The sequence below is a fragment of the Stutzerimonas tianxiuensis genome, assembly GCF_053470365.1.
This window is the reverse complement of sequence record NZ_JBPVWS010000015.1, coordinates 15,125-40,048: the sequence shown is the minus strand read 5'-3', so window position 1 is coordinate 40,048 and position 24,924 is coordinate 15,125. Positions and strand designations below refer to the sequence as shown.

Here is a 24,924-nt window from a genome sequence, read left to right as displayed (position 1 = left end):
GGCCGGTGAGTGAGCCGGGAATCTATCAGTGTTCCGGTTCTGTAATAAGCCGTTACAATCGCTAAACTTTGTTGCGTATAAGGAACAATGGATGGGCCTGGACGACGCGTTGATTTTCACCCGCGTGGTGGAGTGCCACAGTTTCACTCAAGCGGCCACAAGCCTAGGAATGCAGAAATCCACTGTGAGCCGGCGCATCGTCCAGCTCGAAGAGCGACTCGGTGTTCGGCTTATCCACCGCACCACAAGGCGTTTGCGCCTGACCGAAGTCGGCCAGGCCTACTACGAACGCTGCCGGCAGATCATGCTCGACTTTGCCGAGGCGGAGCAGACGGTGATGCAGCTTCAGCAGGCACCGGCAGGTTTGCTGCGGATCACCGCGCCGATCGAGGTTGGTCAGTGGATTCTAGGACGGGTGCTGGGCGAGTTCATGCGCCTGTATCCGGATATCAACGCCGAGGTCGAGTTGGCGTCAAGGCCGGTGGATCCAGTGGAGGAGGGCGTCGATATCGTCATATCGGTAGGACAACCGCAGGATTCAACGCTGATCGCCCGCAAGCTGTTCGAGACCCGGCGGCGATTTTGCGCAAGTCCGGCGTATCTGGCACAACACGGTGTGCCGATACAGGTAGAGGATCTGGCTCATCATCGTGCGATCACGCTGTCGCGAGACCCGGTTCGCTATTGGCCGATCACCGAGCAAAACATCAGCTGTCGACGCGTGTTGACCTGCAACAACATCACCTTCGCCCGTGAAGCGGCCTTGGCTGGCGCCGGTATCGCGGCATTGCCGACCATGATCACTGATCAGGAGGTGCGTGATGGGCATCTGGTGGAGCTCTTGCCCGACGTCGTATTGCCGACCGGAGAGGTCTATGCGGTGTACCCAACGCGTCGGTTCCAGGCGATGAAGGTCAAGGCCTTTCTCGACTTTTTGATGCAATCGCTGCCGGTTGTCGAGGGTCGTCTGGTGGAGCCGGTAGAGGCGCGCCTGCTAACATCGCGCCTTTACACGCGCTGACTCAGCCGACCGAGCCGGTTATCGCAGCCGCCGTGTCTTCTTGTGCCTTGATTCGAGAACATCATGACCACCGTTCGCACCCGCATCGCACCATCTCCCACCGGCGATCCACACGTTGGCACCGCTTATATCGCGTTGTTCAATCTCTGCTTCGCGCGCCAGCATGGCGGCCAGTTCATCCTGCGCATTGAAGACACCGACCAGTTGCGCTCCACGCGTGAGTCGGAACAACAGATCTATGACGCGCTGCGCTGGTTGGGTATCGAGTGGGACGAAGGCCCGGACGTGGGCGGCCCGCACGGCCCCTATCGGCAGAGCGAGCGCGGCGAGATCTACAAGAAGTACTCCGACGAGCTGGTCGCCAAGGGCCATGCCTTTCCCTGCTTCTGCAGTGCCGAGCGTTTGGATCAGGTTCGTGCCGAGCAGATGGCCAACAAGGAAACGCCGCGCTACGACGGCCACTGCATGAATATTTCGGCCGAGACCTCGCAACAGCGTATCGCGGCGGGCGAGTCGCACGTGATCCGCATGAAGGTCCCGAGCGAGGGCGTGTGCCAGGTCAATGACATGCTGCGCGGGACGGTCGAGATCGGCTGGGATCGCATGGACATGCAGGTGCTGATGAAGGCTGATGGCCTGCCGACCTACTTCCTGGCCAATGTCGTCGACGACCATCTGATGGGCATCACCCATGTGCTACGCGGCGAGGAGTGGCTGCCGTCGGCGCCGAAGCTGATCAAGCTGTACGAGTATTTCGGTTGGGAACAGCCGCAGCTCTGCTATATGCCGCTGCTGCGCAACCCGGACAAGAGCAAGCTTTCCAAGCGCAAGAATCCGACCTCGGTAACCTTCTACGAGCGCATGGGCTTCATGCCCGAAGCGATGCTCAACTACCTGGGCCGCATGGGTTGGTCGATGCCGGACGAGCGCGAAAAATTCACCCTGGCGGAAATGATCGAGCACTTCGACATCAACCGCGTCTCTCTGGGTGGGCCGATCTTCGATGTCGAGAAGCTGTCATGGCTCAATGGTCAGTGGCTGCGCGAGCTACCGGTCGAGCAGTTCGCACACGAGGTGCAGAAGTGGGCATTCAACCCTGACTACATGATGAAGATTGCGCCCCATGTGCAGCAGCGTGTCGAGACCTTCAGTCAGATCGCGCCATTGGCAGGGTTCTTTTTCTCCGGCGCACTGAATCTCGATCCGGCCTTGTTCGAGCACAAGAAGCTCGTCAGCACCCAGGTCCGTCAGGTGCTGCAGCTGACGCTGTGGAAGCTGGAAGCGCTGCGTCAGTGGGACAAAGAGCGCATTACCGAGTGCATCCAGGCGGTTGGGGGGCATCTCGAATTGAAGCTGCGCGATGTCATGCCCTTGATGTTCGCCTCTATCACTGGCCAGGCCAGCTCCGTGTCGGTACTCGACGCCATGGAAATCATCGGGCCAGACCTGACCCGCTTCCGCCTACGTCAGGCGCTGGAGTTGTTGGGCGGCGCCTCGAAGAAGGAAGTGAAGGAGTGGGAGAAGCTCTTCGCTGCGATGGGCTGACCCGCGATTGCTTCATGGGCGGCGGTTGGCGCTGCGCCGCAGTTGTCCGTCGCTTGCCACTCGTTGCCGGTAAGTATTTGTTCTGATGCCAAAAAATCTTCGGGGTCAGGCAAAAATATCGTTGACACTCCGAGAGGCCGCACCTAATATGCGCCCCGTCCTCGAGATGGGGCTATAGCTCAGCTGGGAGAGCGCTTGCATGGCATGCAAGAGGTCGACGGTTCGATCCCGTCTAGCTCCACCAATCTCGATTGCCACACCGGTTCACGCCGGTTGCCTTTGAAGGGCTTTGCGTCCCCTTCGTCTAGTGGCCTAGGACACCGCCCTTTCACGGCGGTAACAGGGGTTCGAGTCCCCTAGGGGACGCCATTATTAAAATCGCAACGCGAAAGCGGGGCGAGTCGAGAGACGTTAAATCCGGGGCTATAGCTCAGCTGGGAGAGCGCTTGCATGGCATGCAAGAGGTCGACGGTTCGATCCCGTCTAGCTCCACCAATCTCGATTGCCACACCGGTTCACGCCGGTTGCCTTTGAAGGGCTTTGCGTCCCCTTCGTCTAGTGGCCTAGGACACCGCCCTTTCACGGCGGTAACAGGGGTTCGAGTCCCCTAGGGGACGCCATTTTTTTGCCCGGTTTGGGCACCGAAGGGTCATTTCTCACGAAATGACCCTTTTTGTTTTGCCTGTAATTCAGCGCGGCGTCATCAATCTGAAGTGAACCGTCATGCTGGATGGCTCGTCATAGATGTCCGCAGTACGCGTGACAATCATCCGTACGTGGCTTCCAATAGGCGATACGGCCGCATAGGCGGCGCACGGTACAGCGAGGGTATGCATGATCTGGGACCAGGCGGACGCATTCGTCATCGACATTGAGGTGCAATCCGAGCACATCGACGAGCTCGGCCACGCTAACAATGCGGTGTATGTGACCTGGCTGGAAACGTGCGCCTGGCGCCATTCACAGAGTCTAGGGCTGGGGTTGGAGGATTATCGCCGACTGGATCGCGCGATGGCCGTGCTACGGCACGAGATCGACTATCTGGCTGCTGCGTATAAGGGCGATCAATTGCAGCTCGGCACCTGGATCGTGGACTCTGATCAGCGCCTGAAGATGAAGCGTAATTTCCAGTTGATCAGACCAGTTGACCAAGTGACGCTGCTGCGTGCGCAAACCACGTTCGTCTGCATCCAGCTGTCCACCGGCAAGCCCAAGCGCATGCCTGGTGAGTTCGTCGAGGGGTACGGCAAGGCATTGGTTCAGCCTTATCCCCTCGAACTCTGATGCCTGTACCGGTCAGCGCTGTTCTGGCTTGCTGACGTCTGCCTCGCGACGTTCCTCGGCATCGCCGCGCCAGTCGTCCTGCACCTCGTTTTCCATTTTCTGCTCGAGGGTCTTGGGATCATTCTTGATGTTCGCCGTATCGGCGCGCTGGTGGTTTTCGTTCATCGCGCTGCCCTGCGCGGTGCTGGATAAGCCAAGGTCGTCATCCTGCATGGCTTCCTGATTTGCCATGGCGCCGGTCGCAAGCAGGCTGGTGAAAACGGCAGTGGCAATACTCAAGGTCTTCATCGGTCATCCTCCGGGTAGCTTGGAAGTTTTTGCTGCTCTACCTCTTAAAATCCGACTCGGTAGCCCGGAAATTGTTCGTGGATAGCCCCAGCCGCCGGGCGTGCAAGCGTTGGCGTAGCCTCTAGCGCAGCGCTTTCGTGCGTCTTACCTCTGGTCGGTTTGCCGTGTGAGTGGCTTGCTCAGTTGGGTAATTACTCTGTTTGAAGGGCAAGCAGCTAATTTTTCTGGACGGTTCTCAGGTTGACGCCTCGCTTATCCGCTCATCCCCGCCATATCCTCGTGGCCACCCGGATCGGCCATAATGTCGCGCGGCGCGCTTCGCTCTTGATGGCCTTGTGCAAGAGGCGCAGCGTTTCAGTCCACTCACGAGTTTCCTACCGTTAGCCCGTCCAGAAAAATTATCCATGTCGATTGCGATTGCTTCTATGCCGCGATCGAAATGCGCGACGATCCCAGCCTCGCCAACCGGCCCATAGCGGTCGGTGGCTTGGCTGATCGGCGCGGCGTGATTGCAACGTGCAACTACGAAGCTCGCGCATACGGCGTTCGCTCGGCCATGGCCTCTGGACATGCGCTGAAGCTCTGTCCGGATCTGCTGATCGTGCGGCCGCGGATGGATGCCTATAAGGAAGCGTCCCGCGAAATCCACGGGATCTTTCGAACCTACACCGATCTCATCGAACCCCTGTCGCTCGACGAGGCTTTTCTCGATGTGAGTGGCTGCGAGCATTTTGCCGGCAGTGCCACGCGTATCGCTCAGGACATCCGCCGGCGAGTCTGGCAGCAGCTGCGCATCACGGTGTCGGCAGGCGTCGCGCCCAACAAGTTTCTGGCGAAGATCGCCAGCGATTGGAACAAGCCGGACGGACTGTTCGTGATTACCCCGGATCAGGTGGACGACTTCGTACTCGCACTGCCGGTCACCAAACTCCATGGTGTCGGCCGAGTGACGGCGGAGAAGCTGAAGCGCATGGGTATTCACACCTGCGCTGACCTGCGCAGCTGGAGGCGCCTTGATCTGGTTCGGGATTTCGGCTCGTTCGGTGAGCGGCTCTGGGGGCTGGCGCATGGCGTCGACGAGCGCCTGGTTCAGGTCGAGAGCCGGCGCCAATCGGTCAGCGTCGAGAACACGTACGAGCGCGACTTGCCTGACCTCGCCGCCTGCCTTGAGTGCCTCCCGGAGCTGCTCGAGCAGCTCGCCGGCAGAATGGCCCGACTCGATAGTGGCTACCGTCCCGGCAAGCCTTTCGTGAAGCTGAAGTTCCATGACTTCACTCAGACGACGCTCGAGCAGTCCGGGGCCGGACTGGAGCTTGAAGACTATTCCGATCTTCTGGCAGGCGCCTTCGCCCGTGGCAAGCGACCGGTGCGGCTGATTGGCGTGGGAGTTCGTCTAGTTGATCTGCGCAGCGGTTTCGAGCAGTTGCGGTTGTTTTAGGTCACCACCCGTCGGTCAATCACATCTGTCAGATTTCACCCTGCTTTCTGGTACGTCTGTTGCTGCAGGCGTTGCGGCGTTGCCGAAAAGGTCACTTTTCCGGCGCGGCTCCATCTGAAGCGTGCACGGGTGAAGGCGGTTCTCCTAAAGCGTAGCGGTTGATGATAAATCGCAAGTTTCTTGACGCGCCTCCGCCGTGAAGAGGCGCCGGTGACGGTGATTGGACTGGGCCACGCATTTTGTTAGGCTTCCCGCGGCAAGGGTGGCAATCTGATATCAGGCTGGGTGAGTGTGTTCCGTCTCGTGTTTACAGTTGTGCAAGTCGCGAAGCGGCAGGAGTGCCTTCCCTGATGGGGCTATTTTTCAAACGTCGCAAAGCCGCTGCAGCTGGGCTGCTGGGCCTCGAATTTGCGCCGCAAGGCGTCGCGCTTGCGCAGGTCCAGCGCGCTGACGGCGAGGCACCACAGTTGCTGCGTTGCGACTACCTCGAAGGTCAGCCGGAGGCGCAAGCCGAGTTGCTCAGGCAGGTCGTTGCCGACTATGGCCTGAGCGGTATGCCGGTCAATCTCCTGCTCCACCCTTCGGCTTATCAAATGTTCCTGCTGGAAGCGCCAGAGGTTCCGGCCGAAGAGCTGCGTGACGCCATGCGCTGGCGCGTCAAGGATTTGCTCAGCGAACCGCTTGAAGACGTTGTCATCGATTGCTTCAGCCTTCCTGAGGATGCCTACCGTGGCCGCACGCGCATGGTCTATTGCGTGGTGCTGAAAAAGTCCCGGATGAACGAGTTTCGCTCGCTCGTTCAGCAGGCCGGCCTGACCCTGGCAAGCATCGATATCACCGAGATGGCCTTTCGCAACCTAGGGCTGCTGGCCGGCGCCGATGCCATCAATCTGGCGCTGTTGCGCCTGCGCACCAGCGAAGGCTTGATCAGTGTGCAGAATGGCGCCGATCTTTATATGGCGCGTCGCATTGAGCATGGCCTGGCGCGTGCCGAGCAGGACCTGTCCAGCATGACCCTGGAAATCCAGCGCTCGCTTGATTATTACGAAAGCCAACTGGGCAAAGGCTATATCAGCCGCCTGCTGCTGCTGCCGATGAAACAGGACGGTGAGCGGACCCACCAGGCGCTGGCGGCTGGGTTGGCAGTCAATCTGCAACGGATGGACCTGCGCGAGCTGTTCCCGGGTCAACCGGCGGCCGACCTCTCGGAATCGAGCCAGGCCTTCTGTATCGGCGCGGTCGGCGCCGCCCTGCGTCAGGATGAAGTCTGATGCAGAACATCAACCTCTATCAGCGCGAGCGCCGTACCGGCGGCGGACCACGGCCCAGGCATATGCTGCTTGGCGCCATAACGGTTATCGCAGTGCTGGCGATCCATGGCGCATGGCAGGGTTGGCAGCTGCATGCCGCCAGCCAAGCGGCCGTAGCTGCCGAACAACAGGCCGCGCAGGCTGAGGCCCGGCTAGACGTGGTCAAAGCGGATTTCCGCGAGCCGACACTCGATCCGCGGCTTCCGCTGCAGCTGGCCGCGCGCGAAGCCGAGAACCGCGAACTGCAACGACTGGCCGACCACCTCAAAACGCTTGATGCGCAGCGCAGCAGCGGCTTCTCGGCGTTGCTGCAGGGTTTGGCTGATCGCCACCCGCCGCACGGGCTGTGGCTGACGCAGATTCGCCTGCAGGCGGGAGGGGATGAGATGGCACTGCTGGGGCTGACGCAGGATCAGGAACTTCTTCCGCTCTATTTGCAGAGTCTGGGCCAAAGCAGCGCGTTTAGCGGGCGAGCGTTTGCCCGGTTCGAGATTCAGCGCGACGACAGCGATCTGCTGCAATTCCGCTTGTCCTCGCAAGCCGTGACGGAGCAGGACGATGAATAAGCTCATCCAGCATTGGCAGGCCCTGGCGCCGCGTGAGCAATGGCTGACCTACGGCGTCGGGTTGGCAGTGCTGATCATGCTCTACGTCCTGCTGATCGCCGAGCCGCTGGGCTTGCGCATCGCGGCCGAAGGCAGTCGGCAAAAGGACGCGCATACCCGTCTCCTCGCGGCCGACAACAGCATGCTCGAAATCCAGGCCAAGCTCGCGGCTGATCCGAACCTAAGCTACCGCCAGGCCCTGGCGGCCGCTCAGACCAGCCACGACAACCTGTTGCAGCGCATTGATCTGGAAACCAGCACGCTGATATCACCGGCACGGATGAAGGCGCTGCTGCAGGATCTCTTGCGCAACCAGGCCAAGCTGAAACTGGTCGCCCTGCAGAGTTCGAGCGGGCCCCTTGCTGTGCCTTCAGCGGTAACGGCTGATAACAAAGAACAGAAGACGCCGCCGGTGGTGTTCTACCGCCACGGCCTGCGCCTGACGCTGGAAGGTGGCTATTCCGATCTGCTGGCGTATCTCAACGCAATCCAGGCGAGTGGCTGGCGCTTGCATTGGGACAGCCTGAATTACGAAGTCGGAGAGGAGGGCGCTAGCCGGGCTCGCGTCATCCTCGACTTGCATACCTTGAGTCGCGATGCGGGGTGGGTTGGTGTTTAAGTCTGCAGTCAACACGATCTGCTTGGCCGCGCTGTGTTTCACCGCGCCGGTCTTAGCCCTGGATCCTACCCAACCGCCGACCGGGCGGCTCGCTGCTGATGCGCCGGCAGAGGCTGCGGCCAGCTTGCATCTGCAGGCGATCCTGCGAGGTCCCGGGCGTGCCAGTGCCGTGATCAACGGAAACATCCTGCGGGTTGGAGATCGAGTGGGGGATGCCCGCATCCTCGCAGTCCACCGGCACGCCGTCGTCATCGATCGCGAGGGTAAGCAGCAAGAGCTGCACCTGAGCACCCCCATCATTCAAACGAGCCGTACCCAGCCATGATGCCGACCCAGATGTCTCGCTTCGGCGTGTTGAGCGTGTTCTGCCTGCTGTCTGCCTGCCAGACCTTTGAAGACGGCGACAAACGCCTGTACGAGCAGAGCAATCGTCTGTTCGAGGAAAGCCTGGAACAGAATCAGCTGAAGGTTGTTCCGCCGGCTTCGGTACAGGCCGGTCTGATACCGCCGCTGGCAGCCGACAACCTGGTCGTGTCGGGGCCTCGTTTCGATGTGGCCGTCAGCGACATGCCGGCCCGCGAATTTTTCCTGAGCCTGATGGAAAGCGCTGGGGAGAATCTGCTGGTGCACCCTGGGGTGACCGGCAACGTGACCTTCAGCCTGCGTAATGTCACCCTCGAAGAAACACTGGCGGCGGTGCGAGATAGCTACGGCTACGATTACCGCCGCACTGCCTACGGCTATCAGATCCAGCCCAATCAGGCGATCACCCGCACCTACGATCTGGACTACCTGAACGTCCAGCGCCAGGGGATGACCGATACCCGCGTGAGCTCCGGTCAGGTCACCAGCAGTGACAGCACCGGCGTTGGCGCGGCAGGCACCACGACCAGCAGCACCTCCTCAACCGTGAACGCCAGCCAATTGCTGACCACCAGCAATGTGGACTTCTGGAGTGAAGTACGCGCGGTGATCGAAATGATGATTGGCGGCGAAGAGGGCAATCAGGTCGTGGTCAATCCGCAAAGCGGCTTGCTCGTGGTGCGCGCCTCCAGCGCAGACCAGCAGGCGGTGGAACGTTTTCTCGCACTGGCGCAGCGCAACCTGCAGCGTCAGGTCATCCTCGAAACCAAGATTCTCGAAGTGAACCTGTCCGCTGGCTTTCAGTCCGGGATTAACTGGGCGCAGCTCGGCAGCATGGGCAATGCCGATTTCAGCCTCGGCGTGCAAGGCGACACCCTGAGCGGACCGAACAGTGTCGGCGGTGTGTTCAGTGCCGCTGTGCAGGTCGGGGATTTCAGCGGTGTGCTGCAGCTATTGGAGACCCAGGGCGAAGTGCGGGTGTTGTCCAGTCCGCGGATTTCCACCCTGAACAACCAGAAGGCGGTCATCAAGGTCGGGACCGACGAATTCTTCGTGACTGATGTGTCGACCACCACCACTTCCCTTGTGGGCGGCACCACCGCGCCGGATCTGGATATCACCCTGACGCCCTTCTTCTCCGGCATCTCGCTGGACGTCACCCCGCAGATCGATGAAAGCGGCCAGGTCACGCTGCATGTGCGGCCTACTGTCAGCCGCGTGCAGGACCAGAACAAGAGCATTCAGTTGGGCGGCTCGGACAACGTCTTCAATCTGCCGCTTGCACTCTCGACCACGCGTCAGTCCGACTCCATCGTGCGCGCTCGCAGCGGTCAGGTTGTAGTGATCGGCGGCCTCTTGGAAAACCGCAACACCAACACTGACGCGAACATTCCTTGGGCGTCGAAGCTGCCGATAGTCGGCACGCTGTTTCAGCAGCAGCGCAAAGCCTTGCTGCAGACCGAGCTGGTGATCCTCATGCGGCCGCAAGTAGTGGACGATCAGGTATGGCTGGATGATCTGCGCAAATCCGCCGAATCCTTCCGGTCGACCAGGTAACGGCTGGTATGTACGAAGCATTTTTCGGCCTGCGCGAGAAGCCCTTCGCGCTGACGCCGAACACCGGCTTCATGGTCCAGCTGGCGCCCTACCAGGCCTGCCTCAATCTGCTGCGGGTGGCATTGGGCGAGGGCGAGGGCTTCATCAAGGTCACCGGTGAGGTGGGCACGGGCAAGACGCTACTGTGCCGCGCCCTGCTCAACGAACTGGACGCTGCCCAGTACCAGGTCGCCTGGCTGCCGAATCCGACGTTGACGCCGATGGCTTTGCGCCAGGCGCTGGCGCAAGAGCTACATATAGCCGGGGCGGCGGAGCTGGATAATCACGGCCTGCTCACCGCGCTCCATGCGCGCCTGATCCAGCTGGCCGGGCAGGGCAAGAGCACTGTGCTGCTGATCGACGAAGCCCAGGCGCTGCCGACAGCGACGCTGGAAGCCTTGCGCCTGCTGACCAACCTCGAGACCGAACAGCGCAAGCTGCTGCAAGTGGTGCTGTTCGGCCAGCCGGAACTGGACGCGACGCTGGCCCGTGAAGACTTCCGCCAGCTGCGTCAGCGCATCACCTTTTCCTACAGCCTGCGGCCGCTGGATGTCAGCGATGCTACTCGCTACCTGCAGGAGCGGCTGGCCGTGGCCGGCTACCGTGGCGAGCCGTTGTTCAAGGCTGCGGCGGTACGTTTGCTGGTGCGCGGCAGTGGCGGCATTCCACGCTTGCTCAACATTCTGGCGAACAAGTGCCTGATGGTGGCGTTCGGCGAAGGGTCTCGTCAGGTCCTGGCCCGCCATGTCCGCCGTGCGTTGCACGATACCGAAGGGGCAAAGCCGTTCTGGCGAAGCGCCTCAAGACTGCTGGGTTGGAAGATCGCTGCTGGCGGCTTGTCACTGGTGCTGATCGTCGGTGCCTGGCCCTGGCTAGCGCACCTCGCCGAGGTGCTGCCGTGAGCCTGGTCAACGACATGTTGCGGGATCTGGAGACCCGCCGCGCCGCGCCGGCCGAACGTGAGCAACTGGGCAGCCTCTACGCCGTGGACGAGGCCGCCGCGGCAAGGCGTGAGCGTCATGGGCGCATGCGTCGTGGCTTGCTGGTCGCCGCGGCCCTCGTGGTAGCGGCCGTTGGGCTGTTCCTGCTTTCAGAACGCCTGCAGCCGGTTGCCAAGCCACCTGTCGTCTCAGCCCCTGTTGTCCCGGCACCTCTCGAAGAGCTTGCACCGCCGCCAGAGGTTGTCGCCACGACCCGGCTGCTGGATGTGTTGCCACAAAACGACGGCCGACGTTTCGTCCTGCAGCTGCTGCTTGATCGATCCGTCAGCTACCAGCGAGTCGATACGACCGGGTCGGTCAGCTTCCGGCTCAACGATGTGCAGTTCACAGGCGAGGCGCGCACCGGGCGCATCGAAAAAGCCGGGCAGACCCTGTCGTGGCGCGTCGAGTCGCAGGACGGCGATGTCAATGTGCTGATCATCGGTTTCGGCGACCAGCTGAACGTCGCTGATCGCCTCGAATCGATTGATGATCGCTCGCAGCTCTGGCTCGATGTGTCGCTTGTCGGTGCCGCTGAAGCCGACCCGCAGACCCTATCGTTGCCAGTTGCCGAATCGCCGGATATGGACGAGGCGCCGTTGCCGGACTGGGTGACCCGTGAAGTAGAGCAGGCTGAGCCGCTCAACGAGCCGGCCCGCGCCAAGCCGTCACCTGAGCCCAAGGCTGTGCTCCGCGCTGCAGTTGCTGCAGAACCCGTTGCTCCCTCAGCGAAAGCAAATCTCACCATCGGTGCGCATCAGCCCGATTCTCTCGCGCAAGCCCGCAGCGCACTGGATCGCGGTGATCATCTAGCGGCTGTTCAGCAATTGCAGGCACTGCATCAGGCACAACCGGACAACCCGGAGATCAGCCGCTGGCTGGCTCGTGCTTACCTCAGTGCCGGCGACACCGCCGCATTGCTCAAGTGGCTGCCGGCTCAGCTGCAGGCGCGTCCGTTCGATGCCGAGCTGCGCGAGCTGCTCGCACGCGGCCAGCTACAGCTCGGAGATCAAGACTCCGCTATCGCGACGCTGCAGCAGAACGCGCCGCCACTGCAGCGTCACACGGCGTATCACGCGCTGCTGGCTGCGCTCTACCAGCAGGTCAACGACTGGTCCGCCAGCGCTGCGACCTACCGCCAGCTGATCGCCGTTCAACCCGGACAAGGCGCTTGGCAGCTCGGCCTGGCTATCGCGCTGGAACAACTCGATCAGCCGGCGCAGGCCGGCCGGCATTACCGGCTCGCTCTTCAAAGGCAGGGGTTGGATGAAAGCGCGCGTCGGTTCGCCACCGAACGCGCCGGTTCACTCGGAGGCACGCAATGACTCAGGATATTCGCCAGCGCAAGATTCGCCTCGGCGATCTCCTGGTTCAGGCCGGGCTGATCAGTGACGCTCAGTTGCAGCTCGCGCTGCAGGACCAGAAGCGGACCGGCTCGAAGCTCGGGCGCACGGTGCTGGACCTTGGCTTTATCGATGAAGGTCGCCTGCTCAGGGCGCTGTCCGAGCAGTTGCAGATTCCCTTCGTCGAGCTCAAACACTACAAGTTCGACAATCAGCTGACGCAGAGCCTGCCCGAGGCGGTGGCGCGACGTTTCCGCGTGATCGTGCTGTCGCGCCAGGCCGAGGGCGTGCTGGTCGGCATGACCGATCCGCTCGACCTGTTCGCTCAGGACGAGATGGAGCGCATGCTGGGCAAGCGGGTATTCCCGGCCGTAGTGCGTGAAAGCGAATTGCTCGGCGCGCTCGACCAGCTCTACCGCCGGACAAGTGAAATCGCCTCGCTGGCCGGTGAGCTGGAAGGCGAACTGCAGGAAAGCGATTTCGACCTCTCGCGCCTTGGTGCCGAAAGCAACAGTGACGCACCCGTGGTGCGGCTGCTGCAGACGCTGTTCGAAGATGCCGTGCAGATGAAGGCCTCGGATATTCACATCGAGCCCGACGAAGGCGTGGTGCGGATCCGTCAGCGTATCGATGGCGTGCTCAATGAGCAGGTGATGAAGGAGCACCGCGTCGCCTCGGCGCTGGTCATGCGCCTGAAGATCATGTCCGGTCTGGATATCTCCGAAAAGCGCCTGCCGCAGGACGGCCGCTTCAATATCCGGGTCAAGAACCGCAACCTCGATGTGCGGGTCTCGACCATGCCCGTGCAATTCGGTGAGTCGGTGGTGATGCGCCTGCTCGACCAGAGCGGGGCGATGTTCCAACTCGACGGCACCGGCATGCCGGCAGCGATGCTCGAACGCTTCCGTCGCTTGCTGCAACGTCCCCACGGCATGGTGCTGGTCACCGGCCCGACCGGCTCGGGCAAGACCACCACGCTCTATGCGGGACTTTCGGAGCTGAACAGCCCGGAAAAGAAGATCATCACCGTGGAAGATCCGGTGGAATACCGCCTGCCACGAATCAACCAGGTGCAGGTCAACGCCAAGATCGACCTGACCTTTGCCCGCGTGTTGCGTGCCGCCCTGCGTCAGGACCCGGACATCGTCCTGGTCGGCGAGATCCGAGACCAGGAAACCGCCGAGATCGGCTTGCGCGCGGCGCTGACCGGCCACCTTGTGCTGTCGACGCTGCACACCAACGACGCCTTGACCTCGGCCATGCGCCTGATCGACATGGGCGTGGAGCCCTTCCTCGTCGCCACGGCGCTCAACGCGGTGCTGGCCCAGCGTTTGATTCGCCGCGTCTGCGAGAACTGCCAGGAAGAACACCAGCCCGATCCGCGCCAGCTGGCTTGGCTGGAGACGCTGCACGGTGGCTCGCTGGCCGGCAAGCGTTTCCATCGCGGCAGCGGCTGCCACCAGTGCCACAACAGTGGGTACAGCGGCCGGATTGGCGTCTACGAACTGCTCGAACTCGACGAGCCAATGATCGCTGCGTTGCGCCGGGGTGATCCGCAAGGTTTTGCCGAAGCGGCACGCCAGCAACCGCACTACCGTCCATTGGCCGAATGCGCGTTGGATTCCGCAATCGCCGGCATCACCAGCGTCGATGAAGTGCTCAAGGTTTGCGCGACCCTAGCGGATGACGAGGTGACGGCGTGAACGCCCAGCATCGGTCTGACCACGCTGCTCTTGTAGGAGCCAGCTTGCTGGCGAACCAAGCGTGCACAGCCAGCCGCCGGATAGCTTTCGTAGGAGTCAGCTTGCTGAAGAATGCGCAATGCACGCTGAACTGCATTCGCGAGCAAGCTCGCTCCCACAGACGCTTGGCTTCCTCGGAATACTTCAGGAAGCTTGATCATCACGTCCGCACCAACGCTCCCTCGCCCCTACGGGGAGAGGGCTCGAGTGAGGAGACGTTTTTTGGTCGTGCACAGAGCCGACCCGGCCTGCGAACAGCTGGAGCACCCATCTAGTGCCCACGTTCCGCTACACCGGCCGCAACGCCCAAGGCGCCAAGATCAGCGGCGCACTCGAAGGCCCCAGCGCCGATTCCGTGGCGGGTGAATTGCTGTCACGCCAAATCACCCCGCTGACCATCGAGGCCAGCGAGAGCCAGACGGGCAGCGGCGATGCGTTGGCGGTGCTGCGCGAAAAGCTGCGGCGCAAGCGCGTCGATCTGGATGAGCTGATTATCTTCAGCCGCCAGATGTACAGCCTGAGCAAGGCAGGCGTGCCGATCATCCGCGCCATTGGCGGTCTGGCAGAGTCGAACCGAAACCTGTTCTTCCGGCAGATTCTGCAGGACGTGCGCGCCAGCCTGGAAAGCGGCCAGTCGATGGCCGTGGCGCTGAACGCCCACCCCAAGGTGTTCAACAACCTGTTCGTCAGCATGGTCAGCGTCGGTGAGAACACCGGCCAGCTCGATCAGGCGTTCAAGCAACTGGCGGCCTACCTTGAGCTGGAGCGTGAAACCCGCAAGCGCATCAAGCAGGCGACTCGATATCCCATCTTCGTCATGGTCGCCATGGGCGTCGCGCTCGCGGTGATCAATCTGCTAGTGATCCCGGCTTTCGCCAAGGTCTTCGCTCAGTTCCACGCCCAGCTGCCCTGGGCCACCCGCGTGCTTATCGGCACCTCGAACTTCATGCGCGACTACTGGTGGCTGTTGCTGCTGGTCATCGTCGGCGGGCTCTACGCCTTCTTCAAATGGATCGAGACCGACCCAGGTCAACTCAAGTGGGACCGGATCAAGTTACGTTTGCCCATCGTCGGCGGCATTTTCGAACGCATCGCCCTGGCGCGCTTCACCCGTACCTTCGCAATGATGTACCGCGCCGGCGTGCCGTTGCTGCAGACGCTCTCGATCAACAGCGCCAGCGTCGGCAACCAGCATATCGGTCAGGCGATTCTCGGCATCCGCGAAAGCGTTGAGCGCGGCGAAGCCCTGACCCGTTCGGCGCACAACTCCGGCCTGTTCACCCCGTTGGTCCTACAGATGATGGCTGTGGGTGAAGAAACCGGCGCACTGGACGACCTCTTCATCGAAGTCGCTGATTTCTACGAGCAGGAAGTCGACTACGACCTCAAGCAATTGGCCGACGCCATCGAACCGATTCTCATCGTCTGCATGGGCGTGATGGTGCTGGTACTGGCGCTGGGCGTATTTCTGCCGATGTGGGAGCTGGGTAGTGCAGCGCAGGGGAGAGGGTAAGGCAACTGGCCGATAGCTTGCTAAGGCCATGCACCGGCGGGATTACCGTCAAGCACATGGCGTGACGTGCAAAAGATTGCTGACAGGTCAGGGAAGACGTGTCGGTACAAACAAAACGGTTCGGCCACGGAAAGGCCGCGTTGACCGGCAAAACGAGGAGCAGCAATGAGTAGGAACAAGGGTTTCACGATGATCGAGCTGGTGGTGGTAATCGCCATCCTCGGCATCTTGGCGGCGGTTGCGCTGCCGCGTTTTATCGATGTTGCAGATGATGCACATGAGGCTTCGGTGCGAGGCGTCGGCGGTGCGCTTGCGTCCGCAGTCATGCTCGCGCGTGCACAGTGGGAAGTTAACCGGGGCAAGGGCATAACGTCGAACGATAACGTTGTGGGCTTTGGCGCCGGCAACGTCGACGTCAACACCAGTGGCTGGCCGGTAGGTATCGATGGCGGTAACACCCTTGGCTCGGTTGCTGACTGTCAGGCGCTCTGGACCAACCTGCTGCAGGGCTCCGCACCGACCATCACGGGAACCAACACGGACTATGTCGCCACTCTGGCTGGCGGCACTGGCCAGGCCTGCACCTATACCTATCAAGGGCAGGGCAACAACGACACGATCGTCTACGACTCGGCACTCGGTACTGTCGTCACCACTTTCAAACCGTAATACCAACTGCCTCGGGGGCATCGATATGAAGAAACAACAAAGCGGTTTCACTCTAATTGAACTGATCATGGTGATTGTGATTCTGGGGATTCTGGCGGCGTTTGCGTTGCCGCGATTTGCGAACTTGGGCGGCGACGCTAGGGCTTCGACAATCAATGCATTAGGAGGAACAGTTCGTTCCGCTGCAGCAATCGCGCACTCGGCGCAGCTGGCGGCGGGCGGGGCTCACAATGCTGCTGTCAACCTAGAGGGTGCCGCCGGTGTGACGATGGTTGGAGGCTATCCGACTGCTGACGCCGGCGGGATTGGTGCAGCCATCCAGCTTGATGGTTTTGATCCTGACTATACGGGAGGAGTGGCAACCTTTACTCCAAATGGCTTCACTGGAACAGATTGTTTCGTGACCTACACCCCAGCCGTAGTTGCGGATGCCGGTCCGCCTGTAGTGGCTGCCGCAGCGCATGATGTCGAAGTTGAGGCTGATGGTTGCGACGGCTAATTGTGAGCCGGTCATGACCCATATACGCGGCTTCACCCTCGTCGAGCTGGTGCTGACCCTGGTCATCATCGGCATCCTCGCCGCTGTGGTGGGGCCGCGATTCTTCGATCGAAAGGTGTTCGACGAGCGACTTTTCTTTGAAGAGACGGTATCGGCTGTGCGCTATGCACAGAAGCTGGCGCTGGCCAGCGGTTGCTTGACCGAGTTTAGCCTGGGAACGGGCGGCTACCATCTGCGCCGTGCGGCGAACTGCACCTCGGGCGCGTTCAGCGCCGAGGTGCAGGGACCGGACGGCCAGACTCCTTTCGCCAATACCGAGGTCCCCACGGGCGTGTCGGTGTCGGCTACCAACTTTTCCGTGGTGTTCGATTCGCTCGGGCGCCCCTCCAGCGCGGCGAGCGCCACCATCGGCGCGTTCACATTCAGCGTGACCGCCGAAACCGGGCTGGTGCAATGAAACGCCAGCGCGGCATGACACTGGTCGAGCTGGTGATCACCATCGTGATCATCGGTATTGCGGCCGCGGCACTGTTTACTGCCATGGCCTCGATAACGGCACGTTCCGCCGATCCGCTGCTGCGTCAGCAGAGCCTTGCGATCGCTGAGGCATATCTCGAGGAAATCGAGTTGCAGGCGTTTGCCACGCAGGCCAACGCCGCGTGCAGCCCTGCGCGCGCCTGCTTCAACGACGTTCGTGACTACGCGGGGATATCCGAGGCGCCGCATGATGCCTTCGGTACTGCGATTGCTGGCTTGGCCGCCTATAACGTGGCCGTTACGGTCAACGGCCCAGACGCTTGGAGCGGCGTTCAGGCCCTGCATATTGACGTCCGCGTCACCGATCCGGCTGGTGCCACGTTGCAGCTGAGCGGCTATCGCACCTGCTACGGCGAAACGGACACCTCGGGGGCAAGCCTATGCCCCTGAAGTTGCGCGGCTTCACTTTGGTCGAGCTGGTTATGGTCATCGCACTGGCCGGCTTGGTGGCTGTCATGATTTCGACGGTGTTGGGTCGGCCGATGGAAAGCTTCGCAGCGCAGAGTCGTCGTGCTGAGCTGGTCGATCTTGGCGCGGGTGCCCTTCAGCGGATGACGCGGGACGTCAGGCTTGCGGTCCCCAACTCCCTGCGCGTGTCCGCTGACGGCCAGGCGCTCGAATTGCTGTTGATCCACAGCGCCGGTCGATACCGTCCGAACCGCAACGACAGCGATGGACTACGTTTCGGCGAAGCCGCGACCAACTGCGGAAGTACGACAGTTGACCTGAGCTGCGATAGCGTCCAGCTGCTTGCCCCGTCGATGGATCCCTCGGGGGCGCGTTGGATGGTGCTGTACAACGTTGGTGCCGAGTCTGGCGGCGTACCGCTTGCCGGCGCTAACGTCTGGAAGTTTGCCAATCCGGGTGTAATTACGCCGAGCGGGACGACCTTCTCGCTGCGGGCCGGTGCGCCGGCAGACGAGTCGCTCATTGCGCTTGGCAATCTGCCTGCCGGTGGGTTCCGCTTCGCTCTGGCCTCACCCCAGCGTCGGGTGTATTTGGCCGAGCGCGTGGTGGGGTATCGCTGCCAGAACGGCGAACTGGTGCGCTATAGCTACAACCAGTTACTTGAGAGCCTGCCGCTATCGGCACCGTCCGGTTCCAACCCGCGAAAACTCACCGGTGATGTCAGTCAGTGCCGCTTCAGCTACCGAGCCGGCACCGCGCAGCGGGGAGGGCTGTTGAGCCTTGCGCTCGGTATAGCTCAGGACGGTGAGACCCTTCGCCTCACCCAACAGGTTCATGTCGACAATGCGCCCTGATTTCCGAGCACCGCGACTTTCGGCCGGGTTCGGCCTTGTTGCGGCCTTGTTCCTGATGATTGTGGTAACCGTCATCATCATGACCATGGCGCATCTGTCTGCGATCCAGCACGGGACCAGCAGCCTTGCTATTCAGCAGGCACGCGCGTACCAGGCCGCACGAGCGGGGCTTGAGTGGAGCATCGCTCGAACTCTGGACAACGGAACCTGCCCAGCGGGTTCACCCGGACTGAGCGGCAGTCTGTCGGAGTACAGCGTGGCCGTAACCTGCGTCTCGAGTGTTTACACGGAAGACACGTCCACCGTCGCCATCTACCGGCTGACCGCCACTGCACAGAACGGCACGCCAGGCAGTCGACCGGATTATGCCTATCGCCAGTTGACCGCCGTCGTGGAGCGTTGAGTTGAAAGAGGCAAGCGTAATAGGGCGTCTATCAATGGTTGTTTGCCGGCTCTTGACGCTGGGGACGCTGCTCCTGACGGGGCAGGTGATGGCCGAGAGTTATGCGCTGGAGACAAACCAGAAGAATCTGCCCCCATGCAGCGGTGACTGGAGCAGGAGCAACGGCAATAGTGTCTACACCTGCTCGGGTCAGGTGACGCTCAGCGCTGGTGACATGCTTGCTGCAAGCGGTGCTGTAACGCTACGGGCTGCCGGTTTCACAATTGCCAGCGCCAAGGTCGGCAGCGGCAGCGGACCGATCTCCATCGAGGCTGACTGGGGTGGCATCACGGCGACTGGCTCGTCCAGTTTCAGTGGGGCGGTGTCGTCCAACGGCAATATCTCGTTGGACAATGCGACCATCGCTGGCAGCCTGACTGGGAGAAGCCCAATCGCCATGAGCGGTGGCAGCGTCGGAGGGGATGTCAGCTCGGTATCGGGCTCGATTCGGCTGACCGGGGTTTCGGTAACAGGCGCGGTAATTGCCAATAGCGGATCTATTACGCTCAGTGGCGGCAGCGTGGCAGGGCTGGTCAACAGCGACTGCTGTAACGTGGTGACCACTGGAACCAATCTTCAAGGCGGAGCCCGTTCGGGGTCGTCTTCGCTGTCGATCACCGGTGGGGCCATCCAGGGCGATTTCTCCTCGAATAACGCTGCCACCTTTAACACCGTGACGATGGTATCCGGCACGGTCTTGGCTGGATCGATTTCATTCACTGACAGTACGGTTGGCTCTTCCACGGCGTCAGTGACCATGACGTCGCGCAATAACGCGATCACTTTGTCCGGGTCGCTGGTGTACGGCGATCTCACTGCCCCTAATTACTCGACGGTGAATGTGAGCAATGGCAGTGCCGTCTATGGCACCTGCCGGCCAAACTCTACGCCGGCTAACGCCTGCAAGGGCAAGACGTTGCTGCTTAGCTGGTGGCTGAACGAGGGGAGTTGGAGTGGTGCCGCTGGCGAAGTGCTGGATCGCTCCGGCAACAACCTGAACGGTCAGGCTTATAACGGTGCTTCGACCGCTGCTACGACGCCGGCTCTCGCCACGGTAGGCGGGCAGGGCACCTGCCGCTATGGCAGTTTTACTGCGGCGTCCCGACAGTATGTTCAGGCCGCGCATAGTGACCTGCTGAGCCTGCAGCAGGAATTCACCATTGGCGTATGGATCAGACCGCGGACGCTACCAGCAAGCGGCCTCATGAGCATTCTGTCCAAGGACGAAAACTACGAGTTCCATCTGCGCCCGGACGGCACGGTCAACTGGTGGTGGCAAACCTCCGGCCCGAGCGCCACACGAGAGTTCAGCAGTACTGGCAAGGTTACGGTTGGCCAATGGAACCATGTGGTCATCCGATATACCGCAGCCCAACAGTCCATCTACATAAACGGAGCGGTGGCAGGCCAAGCGAGCCTGAGTGGTACGCCGCGCTCCAACAACGACCCACTGCAATTGGGCTGGGACCAGCTCGCCGGTCGCTATTTCGACGGCGATCTGGACGAGTTGCGCATCTATCAAGGGGCGCTCAGCAACTCGGATATCGCTGCGCTGGCGACTGAGCGCCACGCCTGTAGCCAGGCACTGCAGTGCGTCAGCGATGATTTCGACAGGTCGCTGTTGGGCACCGACTGGGTCGTATCCAGTCGAGGCCTCACGGGGTTCACGCCAGCCATCATCGGCAACCGACTGCGCCTGACCAGCAATCAGGGCAACGTGGCCACGGCGAGTGCCTTGCAACGACTGTTTCCGGGAGAGGGCAATTTCATCCAGGCCCAGTTCAAGTACTACGCCTACAACGGCAATGGGGCTGACGGCATCGCGCTGATCCTGTCGGATGCCACGCAGACGCCACAGCCAGGTGGATACGGCGGCTCGTTGGGCTATGCGCAGCTCAATTCCACCAGCGGCTTCGCGGGTGGCTGGTTGGGTATCGCGCTGGACGAATACGGTAACTTTTCCAACCCGACGGAAAATCGCCAGGGCGGGCCAGGATTGCGGCAGGACTCGGTTTCGATACGCGGCCCAGGCTCCGGCACATCCGGTTATCGCTACCTTGCAGGCACCCCCGCAGGGCTGAATCCTGGGGTAGACAGCGCCACCAGCAGCAGCGCTGCGCCTGGGCACACCTACCGCATCACCATCGATGCGCGGACGGCGGGCAAGGCGTTGGTTACCGTCGAACGCGACAACGGTTCAGGGTTCGTGGTGCTTCCGGGGTTGGAAAGTTTCGATGCCCTGGCCGCTTCAGGCCAGACATCAATCCCGGAAAACCTCTACCTGTCCCTGACGGGGTCCACCGGTGGCTCGAACAACGTCCATGAGATCGATGACCTGCAAGTCTGCGCCAGCGAGATCAAGCCAATCGGCCAGCAGATACATCATTTCGACCTGAATTACTCGACCCCTGTCCTTACCTGCAACCCACAGGAGGTCATCGTGACGGCGTGCCTGAACGCCGACTGCTCGCAGCGCTATACGGATCCAGTGAAGGTCACGTTGACCGCCACTGACGGCGCAGTCTGGCAGAACGGGAATGCCGTCAGCTTCACTGGCGGCCAAGGCAGGGCGAGTGTCCAGGTCACCAAAGTGGGCGAAGCCGTGATTGGCGTCGGCGGATCGACTCCGTCCGCGCTGTCATTCAACACCACGACCTGTTCCACCGCTGGGTGCAAGCTGATGGGCGTCGAAAGCGGCTTTATATTCGATGTGCCTACGCTTACTGCTGCCAAGCCTCAAGAGCAGATTGCCTTCCGTGCGGTTAAGGCCGATCCAAACGATCCCTTGCAGTGCATACCTGGGTTCGATGGCGGTACGCGAAACGTTGCGTTCAGTTCAACCTATGCCAACCCGGCCACTGGCACTCAGCCTGTGATTGTCAACGGCCAGGCCATTGGCGCGAACGCGACCGAGGTCCCCCTCAGTTTCGACAGTCAGGCGGTGGCTCGGCTTTCGGTGCGCTACGACGACGCCGGCCTGATGACCCTAGCGGCACGATATGCGCCCACATCGGGCAACGAGGCAGGGCTGCTGATGCACGGCAGCGACCAGTTCGTCAGCAAGCCCTACGGTCTCTGCATCCAGACGATTCCCGCGGCGGAACAGGCGTGTACCCGTGACGACACCACGTGCCCGTTGTTCAGCAACAATGGGACGATCATCCGGGCCGGCGATCCTTTCCCGGTCTCGGTTCGGGCAGTGGGTTGGCAGAGTGACGGCGAGGCGCTCACCGCTGATCAACTGTGTGTCGGGAATATTACGACGCCGAACTTTGAGCTGGCCGGAGTCGCACTGACCAGCGAGTTGCTCGCTCCTGCATCCGGTGAGACCGGGACGCTCTCGTTGACTGCTTACTCCCATGATCTGGGTGTAGAGACAAAGCTGGTCGATGCCGCACAGCGGAACGTAATGTCTGTATCGGAAGTCGGCATCTTTCGCTTGGTTGCTGCACCGCCGGAATATTTCGATGAGTCAATAAACGGTGGAACGAGCAACCGGCTCGGACGGTTCTCGCCGGCCTTTCTCGGCGCGACCGGCAGCGCCAGCCTGACGCCCAGTTGCGGCCCTGGATTCAGCTATCAAGGCCAGCCGATGGAATTCGCGGCTGGCCGGGAGCCGACCCTGACGGTTACCGGATACAACCGGCAGGGTGGCGTCACGCGAAACTATGACCGGGGGGGGTTCTGGCGGTTGAGTCCGCCGGCGGCAGGCAGTTACAGCTCGGCAGTAGGGCGCTCTGGACTCGACACACGGTTGACCACGATTGGAAATGCCACGACTGCCATTGAAGGCGCGGGCGATGGTGACGGCAGCCGGACCTACCGCTGGAGCGGGCAATCCCTCGTCTATGACCCGGCGGCCAGGCCGTCAGCCGATGACTTACCGTTCAAGACGAAGATCAATCAAGTGTTCAACGCTGCCAGTCTGACCGACGCCGATGCTGCATGCCTGATGGGGGCCACCCTGTGCCAGTCGTACAGCTACGATTTCGTCGACCAGCCGGGCAGTGTGGTGCGCCTGGGTCGATTGAGCATCGGCAATGGCCACGGCTCGGAACTGCAGTCACTGGTGCTGCCGTTAACGGTGGAATCCTGGCAGGCGACGCCGGCCGGTCCCGGCTTTCGCGCTGAGCCCGAGGACTCGTGCAGCAATTCAGCTTCGCTCGGCAGCGCGCTGCTGGACAGTTTCACCGGGCGGTTGGCTGATGGCGAAACCTCGGCGGTCGTGCCCGGCCTCGGTTTGGGGATGGGGCGCGTCGAACTAAGTGCGCCGGGGCCTGATAACGATGGGTCTGTACAGGTGTCGTTTCCCGGCATCCCTGAATGGCTCCGCTATGACTGGCGCGGAGCGGGGCGTGAACCGGGACGAGGACTTGCTACATTCGGTATCTACGGCGGCTCGAAGCCGCTGATATTCCGCCGCGAACTCTATCGCTAGACAAGCAAAAGGGCCGCAATCAGCGGCCCTTTTGGCGGGTGTAAAAGAGGGGAATCCCTGGCCTGCCTGTACCAGGGTCCCCAAAACTGGTTACCTGGGTTATTGCAGGGCGCGTGCCAATTCTGGCAGCTATAGCTGCGGTCGCGTCTGGTAGCTGTCAAGACGCAGGCGTAAGTTATCGGTGCGTGGCCTGGGCAGCAGTGGCTATGCGGGTTTCAGCGGCTTTTAATGGTGCTGATTACAAACGACCCGAGCGGTATGGCTGGTTGCTGGAGGCTTTGAATGCTCAGCGCCACATCGGATTACGCTTGCTCGAAGGGCACGCCAGTGTCGGCATGCCCATCTTTCGCGCAGTTCAGTTCTGCTCTGGCCATACCCGCAGCGGAGCGCCTTCTGCGGGCCAGAAGCGCAGTTGATCGATCCTGGAAACGTCCCAGCGCTCTATCTGCGAGAGCAGTTCGAAGAAGTGCTGTTCCTGCTTCATGATGTGTTCAGGACACATCTTCCGGGTGCTGCCGATTTCGCTGAAGCGCAGCTTCTGACCGTCGAGCTGGTAGCTGGCGAACCAGTGGTTGCAACCGGCGTTGCCGTAGGCGCGGTCTTCGCTGAAGGTCAGCGAGACAGGGTTACGGCCTACGACGGGTTCGTCACCGATCCATTCGGCGATATAGGTGACTTCGTTCTGCAGGGTCAAGGGTTCAACCGAGCAGCCCGTTACGGACAAGAAGGCCAAGCTGGCAAACAAGGCTTTTCTCACGACTTCGCCCTCTGGCAGGCAGGGCACAGGTGACGGCCGGCGTCGTTCGTCCAGCCCAGTTCGGCGATCCGCGCTTCGGCCGCTGGGGCGCGAGCGGCTTCGCCTTTGGCGGCGTCTACGGCGAACTCGAAATCGAGCTGTTTGCCGCAGCCGTCGCAGTCGACCTGCCAGTTGATGATTGCCAGTTCCTTGAAGACAGGCCCGTTCGCCACGGCCATCCACTGGCCTGGTGGATTGATCAGGTGACGAACCTTGTCCACGGTCAGGCGCTGGTAGAGGTCACGGCTGCCCTTGAGGGTGACGATCAGGACGTCACCGGCGCGCACGTTGCCGCCGTTACCGGTGACCTGGTAACGGCCCGGCGCCAGGGCGCGGCATTCGGTGAGGGTGTGTCCGGGATTGAGCAGGGTGTAGCGGAAATCGTGTTCGGCCATGACTCGCGATCAGTTCGAAATGGGGAGGGGCGATGAGGTCGCAATGCTAGCACGGCATCGGCTCGGTGGGCTGTCGAGACAAGGTTTGGCGGCTCTAGTGGCGAGGTAGATGTCGCGGATTCTTGGTGCCCAGGTGGGTGTGGGCCGGCAGATCACTACCGCGAAACGCAAGCAATGTAATCGCAACCGAGACAGGTTGCGGGCGGGGCCATAGGCAACCGGTATTCGGCGACGCTAGC

General features: G+C 61.5%; 23 protein-coding genes and 4 tRNA genes. 23 read left to right on the top strand and 4 right to left on the bottom strand.

The genetic code is table 11. The features are described 5' to 3' along the window. Window positions 1–91: 91 nt before the first annotated feature. The 7 genes from ACSSNI_RS17810 to ACSSNI_RS17780 all read left to right on the top strand — a co-directional run bounded on the left by ACSSNI_RS17810 (window position 92) and on the right by ACSSNI_RS17780 (window position 3,850). Window positions 92–1,021: a LysR family transcriptional regulator gene (locus ACSSNI_RS17810; protein WP_448259839.1), complete on the top strand. Its 930-nt coding sequence runs from the start codon at window positions 92–94 to the stop codon at window positions 1,019–1,021. Between the two features lie 63 nt (window positions 1,022–1,084). Further along, the gene (gltX, locus tag ACSSNI_RS17805; RefSeq protein ID WP_319297926.1) at window positions 1,085–2,566 is read left to right on the top strand and encodes a glutamate--tRNA ligase; all 1,482 of its coding nucleotides are present in this window, start codon (window positions 1,085–1,087) and stop codon (window positions 2,564–2,566) included. Window positions 2,567–2,734: 168 nt separating this feature from the next. Next, window positions 2,735–2,810 (top strand) — tRNA-Ala (locus ACSSNI_RS17800). Window positions 2,811–2,859: 49 nt separating this feature from the next. Further along, window positions 2,860–2,935, top strand: a tRNA-Glu gene (locus ACSSNI_RS17795). 50 nt (window positions 2,936–2,985) lie between these two features. Then, window positions 2,986–3,061, top strand: a tRNA-Ala gene (locus ACSSNI_RS17790). 49 nt (window positions 3,062–3,110) lie between these two features. Continuing rightward, window positions 3,111–3,186: transfer RNA gene (locus ACSSNI_RS17785), tRNA-Glu, on the top strand. A 214-nt stretch (window positions 3,187–3,400) separates the two neighbouring features. Continuing rightward, window positions 3,401–3,850: an acyl-CoA thioesterase gene (locus tag ACSSNI_RS17780; RefSeq protein ID WP_319297924.1), complete on the top strand. Its 450-nt coding sequence runs from the start codon at window positions 3,401–3,403 to the stop codon at window positions 3,848–3,850. A gap of 12 nt (window positions 3,851–3,862) precedes the next feature. Here the strand turns inward: ACSSNI_RS17780 and ACSSNI_RS17775 are convergent, their stop codons facing one another. Further along, window positions 3,863–4,138 carry a hypothetical protein gene (locus ACSSNI_RS17775; RefSeq protein ID WP_319297922.1) on the bottom strand — a complete coding sequence of 92 codons (276 nt, stop codon included), beginning with the start codon at window positions 4,136–4,138 and terminating at the stop codon, window positions 3,863–3,865. A 397-nt stretch (window positions 4,139–4,535) separates the two neighbouring features. Here ACSSNI_RS17775 and dinB point away from each other — a divergent pair, with 397 nt between their 5' ends. The 4 genes from dinB (at window position 4,536) to gspM (ending at window position 8,110) form a co-directional block, all read left to right on the top strand. Further along, window positions 4,536–5,576 carry a DNA polymerase IV gene (gene dinB, locus ACSSNI_RS17770; RefSeq protein ID WP_448259880.1) on the top strand — a complete coding sequence of 347 codons (1,041 nt, stop codon included), beginning with the start codon at window positions 4,536–4,538 and terminating at the stop codon, window positions 5,574–5,576. A 350-nt stretch (window positions 5,577–5,926) separates the two neighbouring features. Then, entirely contained in the window at window positions 5,927–6,847 is a 921-nt protein-coding gene (locus ACSSNI_RS17765) for an MSHA biogenesis protein MshI (protein WP_448259837.1), read from the top strand. Beyond that, window positions 6,847–7,452: a PilN domain-containing protein gene (locus ACSSNI_RS17760; RefSeq protein ID WP_448259835.1), complete on the top strand. Its 606-nt coding sequence runs from the start codon at window positions 6,847–6,849 to the stop codon at window positions 7,450–7,452. The genes ACSSNI_RS17765 and ACSSNI_RS17760 overlap by 1 nt, the downstream gene beginning before the upstream one ends. Further along, window positions 7,445–8,110: a type II secretion system protein GspM gene (gene gspM, locus ACSSNI_RS17755; RefSeq protein ID WP_448259833.1), complete on the top strand. Its 666-nt coding sequence runs from the start codon at window positions 7,445–7,447 to the stop codon at window positions 8,108–8,110. Before ACSSNI_RS17760 ends, gspM begins: the two co-directional genes overlap by 8 nt. Before the next feature lie 52 nt (window positions 8,111–8,162). Here the strand turns inward: gspM and ACSSNI_RS17750 are convergent, their stop codons facing one another. Then, window positions 8,163–8,384 carry a hypothetical protein gene (locus ACSSNI_RS17750; protein ID WP_159968619.1) on the bottom strand — a complete coding sequence of 74 codons (222 nt, stop codon included), beginning with the start codon at window positions 8,382–8,384 and terminating at the stop codon, window positions 8,163–8,165. A 47-nt stretch (window positions 8,385–8,431) separates the two neighbouring features. On the opposite strand from ACSSNI_RS17750, the gene mshL reads away from it, so the two are divergent. From mshL to ACSSNI_RS17690, 12 genes are all read left to right on the top strand, one after another. Continuing rightward, window positions 8,432–10,030: a pilus (MSHA type) biogenesis protein MshL gene (gene mshL / locus ACSSNI_RS17745; protein ID WP_448259830.1), complete on the top strand. Its 1,599-nt coding sequence runs from the start codon at window positions 8,432–8,434 to the stop codon at window positions 10,028–10,030. Window positions 10,031–10,038: 8 nt separating this feature from the next. After that, a complete protein-coding gene (locus ACSSNI_RS17740; protein ID WP_448259828.1) occupies window positions 10,039–10,971 on the top strand; it encodes an ExeA family protein in 933 nt (310 codons plus the stop codon). Next, window positions 10,968–12,374: a tetratricopeptide repeat protein gene (locus ACSSNI_RS17735; protein ID WP_448259826.1), complete on the top strand. Its 1,407-nt coding sequence runs from the start codon at window positions 10,968–10,970 to the stop codon at window positions 12,372–12,374. The genes ACSSNI_RS17740 and ACSSNI_RS17735 overlap by 4 nt, the downstream gene beginning before the upstream one ends. Continuing rightward, on the top strand, window positions 12,371–14,095 hold the full coding sequence (locus ACSSNI_RS17730; protein WP_448259824.1) for a GspE/PulE family protein: 1,725 nt from the start codon (window positions 12,371–12,373) through the stop codon (window positions 14,093–14,095). The genes ACSSNI_RS17735 and ACSSNI_RS17730 overlap by 4 nt, the downstream gene beginning before the upstream one ends. Window positions 14,096–14,408: 313 nt before the next feature. Continuing rightward, the gene (locus tag ACSSNI_RS17725) at window positions 14,409–15,647 is read left to right on the top strand and encodes a type II secretion system F family protein (protein ID WP_448259822.1); all 1,239 of its coding nucleotides are present in this window, start codon (window positions 14,409–14,411) and stop codon (window positions 15,645–15,647) included. A gap of 165 nt (window positions 15,648–15,812) precedes the next feature. Then, on the top strand, window positions 15,813–16,316 hold the full coding sequence (locus ACSSNI_RS17720) for a type II secretion system protein (RefSeq protein WP_448259820.1): 504 nt from the start codon (window positions 15,813–15,815) through the stop codon (window positions 16,314–16,316). Between the two features lie 25 nt (window positions 16,317–16,341). After that, complete coding sequence (locus tag ACSSNI_RS17715) at window positions 16,342–16,815, top strand: pilin (protein WP_448259818.1); 474 nt, start codon at window positions 16,342–16,344, stop codon at window positions 16,813–16,815. Between the two features lie 13 nt (window positions 16,816–16,828). Further along, the gene (locus tag ACSSNI_RS17710) at window positions 16,829–17,272 is read left to right on the top strand and encodes a pilus assembly FimT family protein (RefSeq protein WP_448259816.1); all 444 of its coding nucleotides are present in this window, start codon (window positions 16,829–16,831) and stop codon (window positions 17,270–17,272) included. After that, entirely contained in the window at window positions 17,269–17,742 is a 474-nt protein-coding gene (locus ACSSNI_RS17705; RefSeq protein WP_448259814.1) for a prepilin-type N-terminal cleavage/methylation domain-containing protein, read from the top strand. Before ACSSNI_RS17710 ends, ACSSNI_RS17705 begins: the two co-directional genes overlap by 4 nt. Then, complete coding sequence (locus ACSSNI_RS17700; RefSeq protein ID WP_448259812.1) at window positions 17,733–18,614, top strand: PulJ/GspJ family protein; 882 nt, start codon at window positions 17,733–17,735, stop codon at window positions 18,612–18,614. Before ACSSNI_RS17705 ends, ACSSNI_RS17700 begins: the two co-directional genes overlap by 10 nt. After that, window positions 18,604–19,017 carry a hypothetical protein gene (locus ACSSNI_RS17695; RefSeq protein WP_200637909.1) on the top strand — a complete coding sequence of 138 codons (414 nt, stop codon included), beginning with the start codon at window positions 18,604–18,606 and terminating at the stop codon, window positions 19,015–19,017. The genes ACSSNI_RS17700 and ACSSNI_RS17695 overlap by 11 nt, the downstream gene beginning before the upstream one ends. An 88-nt stretch (window positions 19,018–19,105) precedes the next feature. Next, window positions 19,106–23,494, top strand: a complete 4,389-nt coding sequence (locus tag ACSSNI_RS17690) for a DUF6701 domain-containing protein (RefSeq protein WP_448259810.1) — start codon at window positions 19,106–19,108, stop codon at window positions 23,492–23,494. Between the two features lie 355 nt (window positions 23,495–23,849). Here ACSSNI_RS17690 and ACSSNI_RS17685 read toward each other — a convergent pair whose 3' ends face one another. Both ACSSNI_RS17685 and ACSSNI_RS17680 read right to left on the bottom strand, forming a co-directional pair. Continuing rightward, on the bottom strand, window positions 23,850–24,251 hold the full coding sequence (locus tag ACSSNI_RS17685; protein ID WP_448259808.1) for an META domain-containing protein: 402 nt from the start codon (window positions 24,249–24,251) through the stop codon (window positions 23,850–23,852). Further along, window positions 24,248–24,685, bottom strand: coding sequence for a hypothetical protein (locus tag ACSSNI_RS17680; protein ID WP_448259806.1), 438 nt, complete (start codon window positions 24,683–24,685; stop codon window positions 24,248–24,250). The genes ACSSNI_RS17685 and ACSSNI_RS17680 overlap by 4 nt, the downstream gene beginning before the upstream one ends. Between the last annotated feature and the right edge of the window lie 239 nt (window positions 24,686–24,924).